The organism is Luteolibacter flavescens, from assembly GCF_025950085.1.
Taxonomy (GTDB): domain Bacteria; phylum Verrucomicrobiota; class Verrucomicrobiia; order Verrucomicrobiales; family Akkermansiaceae; genus Haloferula; species Haloferula flavescens.
Genome location: NZ_JAPDDS010000002.1, coordinates 509,080 through 525,588, shown reverse-complemented (window position 1 = coordinate 525,588; position 16,509 = coordinate 509,080). Strand labels below are relative to the sequence as shown.

At 64.5% G+C, this 16,509-nt stretch carries 13 protein-coding genes; 6 read left to right on the top strand and 7 right to left on the bottom strand.

The window, feature by feature from the left end; translation table 11 throughout:
- Positions 1 to 3: 3 nt before the first annotated feature.
- Both OKA04_RS05695 and rseP read right to left on the bottom strand, forming a co-directional pair.
- Positions 4 to 1,524 (bottom strand): UxaA family hydrolase, encoded by a 1,521-nt coding sequence (locus OKA04_RS05695; RefSeq protein WP_264500172.1) that lies wholly within the window; start codon positions 1,522 to 1,524, stop codon positions 4 to 6.
- 87 nt (positions 1,525 to 1,611) lie between these two features.
- Positions 1,612 to 3,033 carry an RIP metalloprotease RseP gene (gene rseP, locus OKA04_RS05690; RefSeq protein WP_264500171.1) on the bottom strand — a complete coding sequence of 474 codons (1,422 nt, stop codon included), beginning with the start codon at positions 3,031 to 3,033 and terminating at the stop codon, positions 1,612 to 1,614.
- Positions 3,034 to 3,143: 110 nt separating this feature from the next.
- Between rseP and OKA04_RS05685 the strand changes: the two genes are divergently transcribed.
- Positions 3,144 to 4,283 carry a hypothetical protein gene (locus tag OKA04_RS05685; protein ID WP_264500170.1) on the top strand — a complete coding sequence of 380 codons (1,140 nt, stop codon included), beginning with the start codon at positions 3,144 to 3,146 and terminating at the stop codon, positions 4,281 to 4,283.
- A 41-nt stretch (positions 4,284 to 4,324) separates the two neighbouring features.
- Positions 4,325 to 4,498 carry a hypothetical protein gene (locus OKA04_RS05680; RefSeq protein ID WP_264500169.1) on the top strand — a complete coding sequence of 58 codons (174 nt, stop codon included), beginning with the start codon at positions 4,325 to 4,327 and terminating at the stop codon, positions 4,496 to 4,498.
- On the opposite strand, the gene OKA04_RS05675 is transcribed toward OKA04_RS05680, so the two are convergent.
- Together OKA04_RS05675 and OKA04_RS05670 are read right to left on the bottom strand one after the other, a co-directional pair.
- Entirely contained in the window at positions 4,492 to 5,088 is a 597-nt protein-coding gene (locus OKA04_RS05675; RefSeq protein WP_264500168.1) for a hypothetical protein, read from the bottom strand. The two genes, OKA04_RS05680 and OKA04_RS05675, sit on opposite strands and share 7 nt — an antisense overlap.
- Positions 5,089 to 5,169: 81 nt before the next feature.
- Positions 5,170 to 6,726, bottom strand: coding sequence for a hypothetical protein (locus tag OKA04_RS05670; protein ID WP_264500167.1), 1,557 nt, complete (start codon positions 6,724 to 6,726; stop codon positions 5,170 to 5,172).
- Between the two features lie 525 nt (positions 6,727 to 7,251).
- Between OKA04_RS05670 and OKA04_RS05665 the strand changes: the two genes are divergently transcribed.
- The 4 genes from OKA04_RS05665 (at position 7,252) to OKA04_RS05650 (ending at position 14,139) form a co-directional block, all read left to right on the top strand.
- Positions 7,252 to 9,324: a S9 family peptidase gene (locus tag OKA04_RS05665; protein WP_264500166.1), complete on the top strand. Its 2,073-nt coding sequence runs from the start codon at positions 7,252 to 7,254 to the stop codon at positions 9,322 to 9,324.
- Positions 9,325 to 9,527: 203 nt separating this feature from the next.
- Entirely contained in the window at positions 9,528 to 10,070 is a 543-nt protein-coding gene (locus OKA04_RS05660) for an AAA family ATPase (RefSeq protein ID WP_264500165.1), read from the top strand.
- Between the two features lie 75 nt (positions 10,071 to 10,145).
- Positions 10,146 to 10,964, top strand: coding sequence for an AAA family ATPase (locus OKA04_RS05655; protein ID WP_264500164.1), 819 nt, complete (start codon positions 10,146 to 10,148; stop codon positions 10,962 to 10,964).
- 91 nt (positions 10,965 to 11,055) lie between these two features.
- Positions 11,056 to 14,139: a PVC-type heme-binding CxxCH protein gene (locus OKA04_RS05650; RefSeq protein ID WP_264500163.1), complete on the top strand. Its 3,084-nt coding sequence runs from the start codon at positions 11,056 to 11,058 to the stop codon at positions 14,137 to 14,139.
- A 7-nt stretch (positions 14,140 to 14,146) separates the two neighbouring features.
- On the opposite strand, the gene OKA04_RS05645 is transcribed toward OKA04_RS05650, so the two are convergent.
- From OKA04_RS05645 to OKA04_RS05635, 3 genes are all read right to left on the bottom strand, one after another.
- On the bottom strand, positions 14,147 to 14,353 hold the full coding sequence (locus OKA04_RS05645) for a hypothetical protein (RefSeq protein ID WP_264500162.1): 207 nt from the start codon (positions 14,351 to 14,353) through the stop codon (positions 14,147 to 14,149).
- A 290-nt stretch (positions 14,354 to 14,643) separates the two neighbouring features.
- The gene (locus tag OKA04_RS05640) at positions 14,644 to 14,835 is read right to left on the bottom strand and encodes a hypothetical protein (RefSeq protein WP_264500161.1); all 192 of its coding nucleotides are present in this window, start codon (positions 14,833 to 14,835) and stop codon (positions 14,644 to 14,646) included.
- Positions 14,836 to 15,063: 228 nt separating this feature from the next.
- On the bottom strand, positions 15,064 to 16,485 hold the full coding sequence (locus OKA04_RS05635) for a glycoside hydrolase family 10-like protein (protein ID WP_264500160.1): 1,422 nt from the start codon (positions 16,483 to 16,485) through the stop codon (positions 15,064 to 15,066).
- Positions 16,486 to 16,509 lie beyond the last annotated feature (24 nt).

Genomic DNA, 16,509 nt, shown 5'->3' with positions numbered 1-16,509 from the left:
GTGTCACATCTGCGCGGAGATATTCCACGGCACGAATTCGCAGTCGCCGAAGCCGAGCGCCTCGGACTTGCTCTGGCCGCCGCTGGCGACGCGCAGGATCTCCCTGTAGATGCGATCCGCGACCTGCTCGTGCGTCTCCTCGCCATCGGCGATGGTCCCGGCATTGATGTCCATGTCCTCCTCCATGTGGCGGTACATCGGGGTATTCGTCGCGATCTTGATGGAGGGCGTGGGCTTGTAGCCGAAGACCGAGCCGCGCCCGGTGGTGAAGCACAGCAGGTTCGACCCGCCTGCCACCTGCCCGGTCACGCCCATGGGATCGTAGCCGGGGGTATCCATCATGGACATGCCGCGCTCCTTCACCGGCTCGGCGTAGCGCAGCACGGAGACGAGGTTCGTGGAGCCCGCCTTGCACACGGCCCCCAGGGACTTCTCGAGGATGGTGGTCAGCCCGCCGGCCTTGTTCCCGGGAGTCGGGTTGTTGTTGATCTCGCCGTCCAGCTTCGCGGCGTAGTCTTCCCACCAGCGGATGCGCTCGATGAGTGCCTCGCCGACCTCCGGCCTCACGGCACGGCGGGTCAGCAGGTGCTCCGCTCCATAGACCTCCGGCGTCTCCGCCAGCACGGCCGATCCGCCCTGCGCGACGAGGCGGTCCACGGCCAGGCCGAGCGCGGGATTTGCGGTGATGCCGGACAGCCCGTCGGAGCCGCCGCACTGCAGTGCCACGATGAGCTCGCTCGCGGGCAGGGGCTCGCGCCGCGCCTTGTTCGCCGCGGGCAGGACCTCGGAGACGAGCTTCTCAAGGCAGGCCTCGATGGTCTTCCGCGTGCCGCCCATCTGCTGGATGGTCAGGTAGTGCATGCTGCCCGCGGGCGGCTTGCCAAAGGTCTCGACCATCGCGGGGATCTGGTTCGTCTCGCAACCGAGGCCGACCATCATCACCGCGCCGAAATTCGGATGGCGGACATGGCCCCAGATCGTGCGCTGGAGCATGGCGAAGGCTTCATTCTTGTTCGAGATGCAGCAGCCCAGCCCGTGGGTGATCGCGATGACCCCGTCGACATTAGGAAACCCCTCCAGCAGCCCGCGCCGCTCCACCTCGCGCACCACATGATGCGCCACGGTGGCCGAGCAATTCACCGAGGAAATGATGCCCACGTAGTTGCGCGTGCCCGCCTTCCCGTCGCCACGGCGGTAGCCCATGAAGGTATCGCGCTCCGCCTCCGGCACGTATGCCGTCGGCTTCGCCAGGCTACCGTGGGCGTAGTCGTCGGTGTGGTCCGACATCCCGAGATTGTGGCTGTGGACATGCTCGCCCGCGGCGATGGGCCGCGTGGCATGGCCGATCACCTGGCCGTACTTGAAGACGGCACCGTCCCGGTCGATGTCGCGCAGCGCCACCTTGTGACCGCGCGGCACGCTGCCCCGGACGGTGACGCCGTTCGGCAGGGCCTCGCCGTCGGAAAGATCGGCCAAGGCGACGGCGACAGGGTCACCGGGATGAAGGAGAAAGATTGGGTTCATACGCATCCCCCGTCTGACGACGGAGAAAGCGCATGAACAGGACGGAAGCCCCGCGGATAAGCGGACTTGGATTCCGGATACCCGGACTCAGTTCGTCGGGAAGACCAGCTTGCCCGATCTCTCGCGCCCCACGCCATCGAAGATATCCTTCGATGTGACGTAGATCATCAGGCTGAAAAGAACCATGGCGAAGCCAACCTGGACGAACTCCAAGACCTTCGCGCGCACCGGACGACCGGCAATGGCTTCCATGGTGGCGAGCGTGATGTGCCCGCCATCCAGCACCGGCAGCGGCATCATGTTCAGGATCGCGAGGTTGATATTGAGCAGCACCATGAAGGCGAGGATGCGCTCCCATGGGTGGTCCATCAGCAGCATCAGGAACTTCACCTTCGCAATCCCAATGGGGCCGCTGAGCTGGTCGATGCCGATGTTCGACTTCGGCGACGCCACGCTCGTGATGGTCACCCACATCGTGCGCACCGACTCGGTCAACTGCTGCATGGGCGACGGATGGACAATCGTGGTGTCCACCACAACATCGTCATCGAATCCCACACCGATCATCGGACGGGGGCTTTCACCCTGCGGAACCTGCACGGGAACGCGCGGCGTGACTGCGATGTCCAAGGTTTCCTCGCCACGCTTCACCTTGAAGGCGACGGGCTTCTCCCCTGCCTCACGGATCAATCCGGTCACCTGCACGGTGCTCTCGGCAGGAATGCCATTCACGGCGAGAACCTCGTCCTTGACCTTCAATCCAGACTTTTCCGCCGGAGAATTTTCGCCGCTGATCGCCTCGATCACCACGCGCTGTCCCATTGGCAGCATCTGCACGCTGCGGGTGCTGCGGCGCTGCCACCACTTCGTCGGCTCAATTTCGAAGAAAGAGTAGAGCTTCTTTTGGCCCTCACCCGGACGGTCCACGGTGAACTCGATCTGTTCGCCTTCGCTGGTGGCGATGCGCATGAAGACGCTATCAAGCGTGCCGTGCCAGGACTCCACCGGGTGGCCGTTCACCTCGAGGATCTTGTCACCGCGCTGCAACCCTGCCTTGGCCGCAGGTCCGTCGGCAAAGACCGAACCGACCACCGTCGTCGGGATCTTGTCGGCGGGCTTTCCCACCACCCACACGGCCAGAGCTGCCAGGAGAGCGAGAAGGAAGGAAAACAGCGGACCTGCGAAGGCTACGATGATCTTGTCGAGCGGCTTGATCGGCGGGAGCGGTGCGCTGTCCCGGTTGCCACCCTCGATCGACTCCATCGGGGCCATCTGCGGCAAGGCGACGAAGCCACCCGCCGGGATCCAGCCGAGGCCGTATTGGACGCCATTGATGGTCTTGCTCCAGATCGGCTTGCCGAACCAGATCTGGAAGCGGTCGATCTTCAGGCCCCGCCACTTGGCGGCCCAGTAATGGCCGAGTTCATGGATGAAAATGATCAGATTGAAAATCAGGATCACTACCAGGATGACGAGGGCGACTTGCGCGGCGTGGCTGAGAGTTCCCATGAGGTTGCTGGCTTAGCGTAGCTGCGACCGTCATTGCTTCAAGAAGTTAAACCCGGCGGGCTTTCTAGCAGGATTGACGTGGCCCCCGGGCTTCCCGGAGACTCCGGATCGTGCCTTGCAGGATCGACCAGGCCGTGGTGCGCGGGGAAATCGACAACACGGTCGAGGGCAAGACCGCGGGCTGGCTCTGGCTGGCCGGCCGGGAAGAACCGGTGACGCTGGATCTGGCGGGCGATTGCTGGCGCGACCTCGCCGGGACACGCCTGACCTTCCGCAATCCCGCCCCGGAACTCCTCCACCATTGCCTGACGCTGAATGCCCTGCAACGCGGCGTGGTGGGCGACATGACCGCGTCCAGGCGGACCAAGGCTCCGGCAATCCCCGACGACGAGGCTCACGCTCTCCGCCAGGCAGGGAAGGAAATCCCCTACTGCTGGCAAAACTCACTCTACCTGGAGTGGTTCAGCGAGGCGGACGGCCGCATGCTGATCGAGAGCAGCACCTTCGAACTCCACCTCTCGGACCATGTCTGGACGATGGACGCGGACGCGGAGGACGCCCAAAGACTGGCAAATCTCCACGCCATGCGCGACAGCATGGCGCTGCTCATCCGCCGGGTGGACGCCCCCATGGCGGGCGACGACGAATTCATCTGGGAAGAGCGCCTGAAGGAGTCCGAGCGACTCACCGATGCCTTCATCCAAGTGCGCGAGAAATACGGGGACGACCCGGACGCCCAGCAAAAGGAAGCCTTTGCCATGGGGTGGGACGGCCTGCTCGACGCGCTCGCCCGCGAGGACGAGGCACCGCTGGCCGGGGAAGACGACGACCGGCCATGGCTGGAGGCTCCTGAAAACGAGGAGGACGACGAGCCCTGGAACCCGGACGCCCTTTTCATCAAGCACCCGCTGCAGGAACGGGCGCAGGAAATGGTGCTCCGCGGCATCGACCTGACCCGCGCCGGCGGGGATCACCCGGCCGCCGAGACCCTGAACCGAACGCTGATGCAGGTGGCGGGAAAGATGGCCGGGGCGTTGAATGGCGGCGAATATGCCCGCGAGACCGGCTTCGTGCTGGCCTTGCTGAAACGCTGCCTGAACTGGCAAAACGACGCCTTGGCCGCCTGCTCGGAACTCATCGCCGCCACGGACGACCATGACCATGAGCGGGCGATGGAGGCGCTCCGGGACTCGATTTTCGAGCTGCGCGAGGCGATCGTGAACCTCCGAAAAGAACTTAAGGAAAATTAAGCGATTGCATCGCTATCAATCCACGTTAACACCTCTCGCCCATGAAGAAGCTGTACGCAATCGCCGCGCTTGCCGTCGTCGTCACCCTCAGCTCCTGCAATACCGCCATCGGCTTTGGCCGGGACCTTCGCCTGCTCGGATCGGGCATGGAGAACAAGGCCCACGGTCGCCAGTGGGACGGTCAGCAGCAGCAGGACAATCTGCCAAGTTACTGATCCTCGGACATTTCGTCCACTTCCGGCAGGGGCCGGGGATTGGCCTGGAGCCATGCCCGCGCCTCCGCTCCGGTGCGGAATTCCTCACCGGTGATATTCTCGAGCTCCAGCCGCGAGGTCGTCTGGATGCCCTCGTCGCGGTTGTCCATTCCCGCGGCGTAGATCTCGATGCGCAGGTTGTCATCGGGTGAGGCGTCGCCGGTCGCCAGCAGGTAGTTGGCCACGTCCGGGCGGCCTTCCTGCTGGGCCTTCTTGACGAAGAGCGGCCCAATCTCCCGCCAGTAGTCGAGATCCTGGGTGGCGGACACTCGGTCCAGCTCGATGAGGAGCTCGGGACCCTTTCCCCGGGCCCAGAGCAGCTCCAGCTCCTTCACCGCCAGCGGCTTCGTCTCGGCGATCTGTGACCGAGGGACTTTCCGCGGCAGCGGTTCCTGCGCGGTGGTGGAGGAGAAATTCGCCCCCGAGCCTCCCTCGCCCGCCCCTGCCGTCCCCTCGCCATCCGTTGACGGGCGCGTGAGGGCGAAAATGGTGAGCACGAGGCCGGCCAGCGCGAGCGCGAGGCCGATGATGGAAGTCCGGGAAAGTTTCATGTGAGGGAAAAAAATCCCGCCAAGCCGTGCAGGCTTGGCGGGAAGAATCAAGTCCGGACCATGGAGTCCGGCGGAGCCGGATCAGGGTGCCGTGGTCACGACGGTATCGACCGAAGTGATGCTCGTCGGGGAAGCACCGGAGCTGGTGGCGACCAGGCGATAGACGCCCGGGCCCTTGGTGTCGGCGACGGTGCCGCTCACTTGCAGCGACGAGGAGGTGGAACCGTCAAGCTGCACGAAAGCGGTCGGAGCGGAAAGCGGAGCCTTGTACCACTGGTAGGTCGGCGTGCCTCCGTTGACCACCGTCGCGGAGATGGTTCCGGTTCCCGGGGTGGTGAGTGGCACGCTCAGGAAGCGCGGGGTATTGACCGAGAAGGCGAAGCCCGTCGGGGCCTGGGAAACGACCTGAGCCACGGCGCTCGTGATCTTTTCCTTCGAGGTGGTCACTTCCAATCGATAGAAGCCGATGCCCGTGGCAGTCGTTCCGGTAGGAGAGCCGGCAGGAGGAGCCTCGCCACCAATCACCAGAAGCGACGGGGACTTGCCGCCGTATTGGTCGGAAACGTTCACGAACGGCCCCCCAGCCACGGTAGCCTTCTGCCATTGATACGTCGGAGCAGTGATCGGAGCTGGTGCCAGAACCACGCTGAGCGTGGTCGTGCCTCCGCCAATGACGGTGTAGGACGGCTGGAGATTGGTCGCGAAGGAGGTGGTCTCCGGAGAGACGGTGACCGTCGCACTGGTGACGGAACCGATCGCGTTGGACACCACCACGTGATACTGGCCTGCACCATTGGTGGCCGTGCTCGCGCCGCCGGTGATGGCGTAGGTCGCGCCGACAGCTCCTACGATTGCTGTCTCTCCCTTGTACCACTGGTAGGTCGGAGCTGCAAAATCATCGCCCGCACCCGGGATCGAATCCGGGCTCAGGACTGCCTCAAGGAGCGACACCTGACCATCCTGAAGCGTGAGGGTGGCCGGAAGATCTTGAACGATCGTGGGTGCCTCGACGAGGGTGCGGGTATAGCCTTGGCGCTTCAGGCGGGCGATCAGCTCGTCGGTAGCCTCGGAGATGGTCAGAGCCTTGGTGGTCACCGGATTGCCGCTGCCCGTGAGCACGGAGCGGAGGACGAAATTGTCCGCATTGACGATCCGCGGACCGGCGACGGTGTTGCTCGTGGCGGTCTGGAAGACGGTCTGGTCGAAGGAGATCTTGCGCGGGAAGCCGCTGGCCATCGAGGTGCCGGAGAAGGGCATCATCGGGTTCACCGGGGAAGCGAGGCTCACCGGCACTTCCATGTGACCGTAGAGACGGCGACCACCGGAATCACCGGAGATCAGGTCCGCCAGGAAGGAGGTGAAGTCGGTATCGGTGGTGTAGTAGCGGGTCACCACACCGGCTTCGCGGATCTCGCCGTACTCGATGTAGGTTGCGGCGGCGGGCGTCGCGGTCAGCACGCTCTGATCCATGATCAGGTAGCCGCGGGTGGCGGCGATGGTTCCGGGGGTCCGGATCATCGTGCCTTCCGGAGCATTCACACCGCGTTCCTTCCAAGAAGTTCCCAAGACGTGGATTTCTGCCTGGGTAGTGGCCACCAGCGTGGTGGCGGCAAGGGTTTTGAGGAGAGTCGATTTCATCTTCAACCGGTCCTTAACTGTACGGAAATCGGGCCGCAACAGGGAATTTCCGCATCAATCCGAAATATCTGTGAGGGGTGAGGACAATGTAAATTTGATACTCCCGCACTCCGGCCAGGCCGCCCCGCAAGTCGCAAAACGCCATGAACCTGCGCCTAACGGCATATCACCGGGGACAGGCTTTCCATTGCATCATCGGGAAATCTGAAATGATGACGGAAAGTCCGTTTTCACCAATCCAAAGCACGAACTTCTTCAGTTAACCCCTTATTCCACCAATCAGCGATGAATTCGACAATGCGAAAGATTGTCATGCAGATACGCCCGGCGGATTGGACCGCTTGCAAAAAAAGCTCATCCGGAAATCCGGCCTCCCGCTGACACGCCTGACAAAACGATCTGCGGCCACGGAAGCATCGGCCATTTCGCCACCCATCGCTGGAAGTTCGGCACGCGGCCCTTGATTCGCTGGAGGAAGTGAAGGGGGCAGGATGATCTCATCGTTCTGAAAGCCCCGCTCCGCCCATGAAAGCCCGTCACACCCTCCTCGCCTGCTTCCTCCTCGCCACCGCCGCGCACGCCGACCACGGAAACCTCGCCAGCTTCAACCAGCTCACCGGCCGCTGGTATGGCGTGGCGAAGACGAAGGTGCTGAACGAGTCCGTGGACGTCCGCTGGGCCCCCGGCGACGCAGCCGCGTTTTATCAGCTCGATACGCCCGAGGGCGGAAAGATCCGCATGAAGCTGGACCCCGCCACGGGCCAGGCCGGGCCGGCCGCAGAGTCCGACCGGATGCCGGAGACCCGCCCGGACGAGCGCCGGGGAAACCGCCGCCGCGATGGCCGGGGTGGCCCGCGCGGCTCGTGGAAGTCCCCCGACGGCCGCTGGGAAGTGGCCCTCCGCGAGGGCGAGGTGATCCTGCGCGACACGAAGGACGGGACCGACCGCACGTTGGCAAAGGGCGATGCCGCGGGGAACTTCACCGGCCAGCCGCTCTGGGCGCCGGACTCCTCCCGCTTTGCCATCTGGAAGGAAAAGGACGTGAAGGAGCGCATCGTCCACTACATCGAGTCCTCGCCAAAGGACCAGCTCCAGCCGAAGCACTTCACGAACAGCTATCCGAAGCCGGGCGACGTGATCGACACCCGCGCGCCGTGGGTCTTCTTCACCGGCAAGGATGAAGCGCCCATCGCCACGGATCCCAAGCTGATCGAGAATCCCTTCGAGTGCCGGGAGCTGGCGTGGCGCGGGGACTCGAAGCGGCTGACCTTCGAGTTCATCGAGCGGGGCTTCGGGAAGCACAATATCATCGAGATCGACAGCGCCACCCGCCAGCAGCGCGTGCTGGTCCGCGAGGAGAGCGACACCTTTGTCTTCGTCTATGGCTACTCCTTCCGCCGGGATCTGGGGGACGGGAATGAGATCCTGTGGATGTCCGAGCGCGATGGCTGGAAGCATCTCTACCTGCTCGACGGACGCGACGGCTCGACCCGCCGCCAGCTCACGAAGGGCGAGTGGATCGTCCGCGAGGTGGTGAACGTGGACGAGGGCAACCGCGAGGTGCTGCTGAAGATCTCCGGCTACCACAAGGGCCAGGACCCCTACTACATCCACTACGCGCGCGTCTCGATGGAGACCGGCGAGCTGATCCCGCTGACGAAGTCGGACGGCACGCACGACCGCTTCGAGCGCTCTCCGGACGGGAATTACTACACCTGCCGCTGGTCCCGCGTGAACAAGGCCCCGGTGACGGAGCTGCGCCGCTGGGCGGATGGCGAGCTCGTGGCCACCCTCGCCGAGGCGGACGATGCGAAGCTGCGCGCCACGGCCTGGCCGATCCCGGAGCCCTTCGTTTCCAAGGACCGCGACGGGAAATACGACATTCACGGCATCGTCTGCCTGCCGCCGGACTTCGACCCGGCGAAGAAGTATCCCGTGATCGAGAATATCTATGCCGGCCCGCAGGACTCCTTCGTGCCCAAGGCCTGGAACCCGTGGATGCAGCCGAAGCACGAGATCGCCGTGCATGGCTTCATCGTCGTGCAGATCGATGGCAAGGGCACCGCGAACCGCAGCAAGGAATTCCACCACTTTTGCTACAAGAACCTGAAGGACGCCGGCTTCCCCGACCGCATCGCATGGCTGAAGGAAGCCGCGAAGAAGTGGCCGCAGATGGATCTCGAGCGGGTCGGCATCTTCGGCGGCTCTGCCGGTGGCCAGAATGCCCTCGGCGCGATGCTTTTCCACGGGGACTTCTACAAGGCCGCGGTGGCGGACTGCGGCTGCCATGACAACCGCATGGACAAGATCTGGTGGAACGAGCAGTGGATGGACTGGCCCGTCGGCCCGGAATACGCCGACAACTCGAACGTCACCCACGCGAAGAATCTCAAGGGCGCGCTGCTGCTGACCGTGGGCGAGGTGGATACGAACGTGGACCCCTCCTCCACCTATCAGGTCATCAACGCGCTGATCGCCGCGGACAAGGACTTCGAATTCCTGCCCATGACCGGCCGCAATCACGGTGCCGGAGAGGAGCGCTATGCCCAACGCCGCCGCGTGGACTTCTTCCGCTCCCACCTCGGCGGCCCGCGCTAGACCGCAGCCGGAAACCCTTTTCGGACAAGGCTTTTAAGATCTTCCCGTCGATCTCGTGCCAGAAAATCCCAGAACTTTTCGGGCCCCAAATCGACATTTTGTCGATCTCGTGCCAAAACTATCGACGGATTTTCCGGCACCAAATTGACATTACGTCGATCTCGTGCCAGAAAAGTTCCGGGATTTTCCGGCACCAAATCGACATGGATGGCTACATCGGCAGGCAGGCTGAGCGGCGGGAGTTCGCGGAACTCCTGAAGAAAAAGACCGCATCGCTGGTGACCTGCCAGGGCCGCCGGAGAATCGGCAAGAGCCGTTTCATCGAGGAATGCGCCGCTGCTGCCGACCTCTTCCTGTCCTTCATCGGCCTGCCGCCCCGCGAAGGAATCACGAAGCAAGAGCAGCTCAACTCCTTTTCCGGGCACCTTGCGAAGCAGACCGCAGCCCCGAGCGTGCTCTTGCCGGACTGGCCCACCGCCTTCCAATTGCTCGCCAGCCAGCTCCCGGCAAAGGGCTCGGTGGTCGTGCTGCTAGACGAGATCTCCTGGATGGCCATCGGCGACAAGGACTTCGCCGGCCACCTCAAGACCGCTTGGGACCAGCTTTTCTCAAAGGTCCCCGGCCTGACCCTCGTCCTGTGCGGGTCGGTTTCCTCGTGGATCGAGGAAAACATCCTCAATAGCACCGGCTTCGTCGGACGCTGCTCGTGGCAGTTTCATCTCAAGCCGCTGCCACTCGCCGAGTGAGCCGCCTTCTGGGGCAAGCGCGGCACCCGGGTAGCCGCGGCCGACAAGTGGCGGACGCTCGCCGTGACAGGCGGCGTGCCTGGCTATCTGGAGCAGATCCTGACCAACCGCAGCGCGGAGGAGAATATCGAGCGCCTCTGCTTCCATCAGGGCGGCATGCTGTTCAACGAGTTCGAGCGCATCTTCCACGACATCTTCACCCGTCGGGCGGAAACCTGCCGGGACATCGTCAAAACCCTGGTGAGTGGGCCAAAATCCCTCCAGCAGATCAGCTCGATACTTGGCCGGGAGCGAGGTGGCAGCCTCGGCGAAGCACTCACCGATCTGGAGCTCGCCGGCTTCCTCCGCAAGGACCGCTTCTTCGACCCGGCAACGGGCAAAACCCGCGCCCGGGACCATCGCTACCGCATCGCGGACAACTACCTGCGCTTCTACCTGAAATACATCGAGCCCGCCAAGGAGCGCATCCTCAAGGGTCTCTATCAGCGCCAGCCCCTCGAAACGCTGGAAGCCTGGGACACCATCATGGGCTATCAGTTCGAGACGCTCGTACTCGATAGCTTCGACCAGGTCTTCGAAGGGCTAGGCCTGAAGAATCGCACGGTCCTCAATGCGGGTCCCTATTCGCAGGGGAAAACCCTGCGACAGGAAGCCTGCCAGATCGACCTCATGATCCGCACCCGCCAGGCGGTCTATGTCTGTGAGACGAAATTCTGCCGCCACATCGGCCCCGGCGTGATCGAGGAAGTCACCGAAAAGGTTTCCCGCCTAAAGCTTCCGAAGGCCCAGACCGTCCGCACCGTCCTGATCCATTCCGGCCAATTGGACCCGTCCATCGAGCCGACGGACTACTTCGATCATCTGCTGAATGCCGACGAATGGGTGAAGGGATGAGGCGGTCCTTCACCCATCCATCTCTCCTCTATTCCCGCGCTGCCGTGGAAATCCGATGGATTTGACCAGTCGAACGCGTATGAGGGTGCTCATGCCGTTGGTTCGCATCCTCCTTCCACTGCTTTTCTTGGGGTCATTGTTGTTCGCCGTCGAGCGGAAGGCGGCGGACCAGCCGCGGGCGCTGGAGGTGCTGTTTTTCGGTGATGACGGGCATCACCGGCCGCTGGATCGCTATGCGATCTTCAAGGAAGTGGCAGGGAACCGCGGCATCCACCTGACCTACGAGAAGCGGATGGAGGCACTGACGCGGGAGAATCTGGCGAAGTACGACGCGCTGCTCGTTTACGCGAACCACCAGGAAATCACGCCGGACCAGCTCGCGGCGGTGAAGGGCTTCGTCGAGGATGGCGGCGGCTTCGTGCCGGTGCATTGCGGGTCGGCGTGCTTCAAGAAAACGGACGGCTACATCCAGCTCGTGGGCGGGCAGATCGAGGGGCACGGCGACGGCGTCTTCACCGCCGACGTGGTGGCACCGGATCACCCGGCGATGAAGGGCTACCAGCCCTTCGAGACCTGGGACGAGACCTACCGCCACCACCGGCTGTCCGATGACATCACGGTGCTGCAGCGGCACGGCGAGGAGCCGTGGACGTGGGTCCGCCAGCAGGGAAAGGGCCGCGTCTTCTACACCGCGCACGGCCATGATGAGCGCTGCTGGAAGCAGGAGGGCTTCCACGATCTGCTGGAGCGCGGCATCCGCTGGGCCGTCGGCGAGAATGTCCCGCTGCTCGACCTGCCGGAACTGAAATACGAGGTGCCCATGCTGCCGGCACGCTACGAGACGAAGCTGCCGGTGCCAAAGATCCAGCAGCCGCTTTCTCCCGCCGAGTCGATGAAGCGGGCACAGGTGCCGCCGGGCTTCGAGCTCTCGCTCTACGCCTCCGAACCGGAGATCGAGAACCCCATCGCCATCGCCTGGGACCACCGCGACCGGCTGTGGGTGGTGGAGGCGCTGGACTACCCGAACAGCCTCCAGACACCCGGCAATGACCGTGTGAAGATCTGCGAGGACACCGATGGCGACGGGAAGGCGGACAAGTTCACCGTCTTCGCCGACCAGCTCTCCATCGCCACGTCCGTGGTTTGCGTCACGGACGGGGCAATCGTCACGAGCGGCCCTCAGGTGCTCCTGCTGAAGGACACGGACGGCGACGGCCGCGCTGACCAGCGCACTGTCTTGCTCGATGGCTTCAAGACCTACGACACCCACGCGGGCGTCTCGAACCTGCGCCAGGGCTTCGACGGCTGGATCTACGGCACGGTCGGCTATGCGGGCTTCGACGGCACGGTCGGGGGGCAGCCGGTGAAATTCGACACCGGGGTTTTCCGCTTCCTGCCGGATGGCTCGCGCCTGGAATTCCTGGGCAAGACGACGAACAACACCTGGGGCCTCGGCTTCACGGAGAGCTTCGACGTGCTGGGCTCCACCGCGAACCGTCAAGCGAGCTGGCAGGTCATCGGAGATCACGGCCCGGTGCATCGCGCCGACAAGGGGACGCGCGTCTTTCCCACCACGCTGGACGTGCAGGGCTCGGACGGCTGGGAGCCCCCCGTGGAGCTCCTGGGCGACGGCCGCATCCGCGCGAAATCCCGTCACTACACCGCCGCCTCCGGCCACGGGGTCTATACCGCCGACCGCTTCCCGGCGGAATGGCGCGACAAGGCCGCCTTCGTCTGCGAGCCGACCGGCCACCTCGTCTCCATCGGTTGGCTGCGCACGGAAAATGCGGACTTCGCAGCGGACTTCGACGGCAATAACCTCTACGCCAGTTCGGACGCCTGGTCGGCCCCCGTCGCCGCGGAAACCGGCCCCGATGGCGCGGTGTGGATCGCGGATTGGTACAAGATCATCGTGCAGCACAACCGCCCCGGCGCGCCCTTCGAGCAGACAAAGGTGGAGCGTGGCAAGGGCGCGGCCTACGTCACGCCGCTGCGCGACAAGCGCATGGGGCGGATCTACCGGGTGACTCCGATATACAACTTCAACAGGATCATTTTCAGAGTCGAAGGGAAGAATGAGCCTCCATCCCATCCAAAGTATGAGGAACCAAAGCTCGAACCGCTCGACCCTGCCAATCCGGACTCGCTGCTCAAAGGCCTCTCCGACCCATCCCTGGTCCGCAGGCTCCACGCCCAACGGTTGATCGTGGAAAAGGGCAGCGGCGATCTCGTGCCCGAACTAGTTCGACGTTCGAGAAACATCCACGCTCTCTACGCGCTCAACAATTTGGGTTTCTTTTCGCAGGAATCCGGCAAGCGGGTGACTCTGCTGCGGGACATTTATCAAGCATCTCCGACATCCGGATCCCGACGGGCCGCGCTAGCCGTTTGGCCGGCAAGCGAACCTCCCTACGCATTCAATCCAGACTACGAGTCCGACCCGTTCATAGTCCGCGAATGGCTGCTCCAAGCTGCGAGGTCAGCTCCTGACGAAGCCCTCGGCCGGAAGCTCCGTGACTGGCACCGCAGCCGCCAGGAACTCCGCCGCGGCGTGGTGCTGGACCGCTGCTACGCTGCCGCCGCCGCGCGCCACTCGGAGGGCTTCCTGCTCGCCTCGCTGGAGACTCCGCCCGATCCCTCGGTGCTGAAGGAGCGCATCTATCCCGCCGCCATCCACGCCTGCACCGAGACCCGCCCAGCCGCGGTGCTCGCCCGTCTCCAGACGGATGACTCTCCCTTGGCCAAGGCGCTCAAGGAAGCCCTCGCCGCCAAGGCCGTCGCGAAAAAGCACACCCCGCCCGCCGACCAGCTCACCCGCGGCGAGGCGATTTACGCGCGCACCTGCGCCGCCTGCCACCAGAGCAATGGCGCGGGTGTCGATACCGCCTTCCCCCCGCTCGATGCCTCGCAGATCGCCACCGGCGACACGGCAGCCTCCATCCGCATCATCCTCCACGGCCTCACCGGCCCGGTGGAAATCCCCGGCAAGCCCGTGGTCAATTCCCTCATGCCCCCGGTGGCCGGCCTGAATGACGCCGACATCGCCGACGTGCTCACCTACGTCCGCCACTCGTGGACAAACGACGCCGCCCCCGTGCGCGTGGACGAGGTGACCAAGGTCCGCGCCGCCACGAAGGACCGGAATGCACCGTGGACGATGAAGGAGCTGCGCTGACTTCCGATCAGCCCTTCGCCCACACCGCCCGCGACTTGCCGTGCCGTGCAGCGATGCGACGCCATGCCCGGTGGACCCGCCACCAGGCCAGCGGGCCCTTATTCCGGCACAGATGCTTCACCAGGCAATAAAAGCGCCAGCGCTGGACATCCAGCCGGGTCTCCTCCAGCGCGCGATACTCTTCTTCACTACCGGCGTGGATGGGGGCGTTCATTTGAGGAATTGATGGTGGCTGCCGTCACAATACGGCGGCGTGCCGGTATGCTTGCACTGGCACCAGCGGATGGTGGTCGGCTCCGTGCACTCGAATCTCACAGGCCGCAGGCCCGTGCCCTTATGGCTGCCGTCACAAAAAGGCGGGAAGGAAGTCAGCCCGCAGGAACACCAGAAATGCACGCCAGCCTCGACCTCCAAGACCAGCGGCTTCGTATCGCAAATGCGCGGTGCGTCCGCCATGCGGTCACCGTGGGAAGTGGCCCGCCGGAAAGCGAGCGATCCTTCCGCTCACTCGAGCGTGGCGACCGGCTTCTCGCCGGTCTCGGCGCTCGCCACGGGCTTGTCCACGTGCGGCTTAGCGGCCGTGGTCTTGCCCTGCGCAGGCGCGATGGCCTTTCCATACCCCTGATAGCGGTCCGCCGGGACGTCGGTCAGGAAGGTGGCTCCAAGCCAGACCGCCAGCAGTGAGGCGGAACCCATTACGAAAAAGCGAACTTTCATCAAGGAGGTCGGAGTGCAGCGCTGGGGGCCGCCAGATGGTTAATGAACGCGCGCGTCTTATGCGTTAGATGCTTTGGGAAAGTAAAGGACTTTCAGCGTCTTGCGTCGGCGCGCGCGGGGTTCCAGCAGGTCCGGTGCCGCCCGACAAGTGGAAATGAAGAAGGTGCCACCGAAGGCGCCAAATGCCCTCCTTCTTCCCCCGCCCGATCACCTCGCAAGCACCGTCGGCGCGCTCACATTTCCGAAGCGATCCACGGCGCTGACCGCCACGGCATCCGGTTGCCCGGCGACCTGCACGCTTCTCGTCCCGGCGGACACCACCTTCGCCATCCGCCATTGGTTGCCAAAGCGCGCCTGCACGGCGAAGCGGGCGGTCGAGCGGTCACCGCTCTGCACATTGACCGTCACGCCGGAGCCGCTGCCGCTCGCGCTCGCTGACGGGCGGCCCGGGGCCTTCTGGCTGAGCCACGGCATCGGCGGGACCAGCGCGGGCTGCGAGTAGGCGCCCTTTGCCAGCATGTTCGAGATGCCGCCCTGGTTCTTCGTCAGGCCCTTCACGCTCCAGTGCATGTGCCCGGCCCAGTTCTTCCCGATGCGGCGGGAGAGGTCGATCTGCTTCGTGATCTCGGAGGCGGGGCGGCCGTCCTCCGGGCCGCCGATGCGGGTGGTGGCGATGCCCGGCCACACCGGCCTGCTGCCCTGCGCCCGCCACCAGGAGAGCAGCGCGGAGAAGCTCTGCTTCCGCGGCTGGTCGCGCCAGTAGAGCTGCGGGGCAAGGTAGTCCACCCAGCCATTCGCCAGCCACTTCCGCGCGTCGCAGCCGAGCTGCTCGTAGGAGTCGATGCCCGCCTCGATGCCGCTCGGCACGCCCGGCCGCCAGATGCCAAAGGGCGAGATGCCCACGCGCACCCATGGCTTCGCCCGCTTCACGTCCGAGTAGAGCTTCTGCACGAAGTCATCCACGATCTTCCGCCGCGTGGCGGGCGAGCGGCCGTCCGGGAAGGTGCGTCCGCCCTCGGGGTAGGGGTAGAAGTAGTCGTCGAGATGGACGCCATCCACATCGTAGCGCTGCACCACATCGAGGATCGCGGCGAAGGCGCGGGCGCGGGTCTCGGTCTGCGCGGGATCGCACCAGACCAAGTTCCCGAAGCGCTTCGTGATGTGCGGCGCGGCCTTCGTCACGTGATTCGAGCTGCATGCCTGGCTGGCATTGGAAAGCGCGCGGAAGGGATTGAACCACGCATGAACTTCGATGCCCCGGGCATGCGCCTGGTGGATCGCGTATTCCAAGGGATCGTAGCCCGGCGACTGGCCCATCGTGCCGGTCAGCCACGGGCTCCACGGCTCCCGCGAGGACTTGTAGACCGCATCGCAATGCGGGCGCACCTGCAGGATCAGCGCGTTCATGTTCAGCGACGCCATCTTGTCCAGGATGGCGCGCATCTCCGCCTGCTGCGCCCCGGCGGAGAGGCCCTTCTTGCTCGGCCAGTCGATATTGTGAACCACCGCCGCCCAGGCACCGCGGAATTCCCGCGCCGGCATCGGGGCCTTTTCCCCCGACGGACGGTAGGTCTGGGCGGCTGCGAAGGAGGCGAGCAAGCAAGTCAGGGCGGCGATCCGGGCGAGCATGGCGCTTTAGATGCCCTGATTATC